This window comes from Vibrio sp. 1249-1, assembly GCF_033340495.1.
Map to the genome: position 1 here is coordinate 1 of NZ_JAWOWJ010000187.1, position 975 is coordinate 975.

Sequence of the window (975 nt, forward strand, 5' to 3'; positions counted from 1 at the left end):
TCGTGGTGAGCCAGCCCAAAACGTGGGGTTAGGTGTACGCTCTAACAAACGGGGTTACTTCTTTTCCTCTCCACTATGGTTGAACGGCGATGTCATCGGCGTCATCACGGTAAAAGTGAATTTGGAGCAATTGGAACAGCGCCTTGCACAAAGTGGCGCAGACGTTTTGGTGACCGACAAACACAACGTAGTGTTTATGAGCAACCTACCCGATTGGCGCTATCGCGCACTGTTTCCACTCTCACCAACGGCCATCAATGAACTGACTGAAACTCGCCAATACGGTGACACGTTGCCTGAATATTACGGCGAACTTACCGCGCAAAGTGACGAAAGTGAGTTTGCGGATAACCAATTGTTGCTGTCACCAAACTACCTCGCGTACGCAACACATTTGTTGGATAAAGGTTTTCGCGTTGTAGCGTTAATCAATCACCACACCGTACTGACGGCAGTATTGCAGGCCGATGTAGTCTATTTGATTTTATACGCGCTGATTGCCCTGATCGCATTGGCGTGGTTTCAGATGCTGGTAAACAAGGCACGTCTTGCCAATCTCAATGTGAGCTTGGAAGAAAAAGTCATGCAACGCACGGTTGTACTAAGTGAAGCAAACCACAAGTTGCAGCAGACGGTTCGTCCGTATGAACAAAGCCGGCAAGAGCTAAGACAAACTCAGCAAGAGCTGACTCAAGCCGCCAAACTTGCTTTGCTGGGAGAGTTGTCTGCCAGTATCAACCACGAGATAAACCAACCACTTGCCGCGCTGAGAACTTACACCGAAAACTCCCAGCGCTTGTTGTCGATGGAACGCTACCCGATGGTCGCAGACAACTTAAACAAGATGCTCTCGCTAAACGAGACTATTGCCGAGGTCATTGCTAGGCTAAAAGTCTTCACCCGTAAAACTTCTCATGAACCTCATAATGAAGTGTCGATACTCCACGATGCGGTGCACAATGCCACCAGCATATT

General features: G+C 48.7%; 1 protein-coding gene. It reads left to right on the forward strand.

The window, feature by feature from the left end:
• The coding region (locus R7Z50_RS25130; RefSeq protein ID WP_411979512.1) for a histidine kinase dimerization/phospho-acceptor domain-containing protein at positions 1-975 on the forward strand (975 nt) is incomplete at both ends.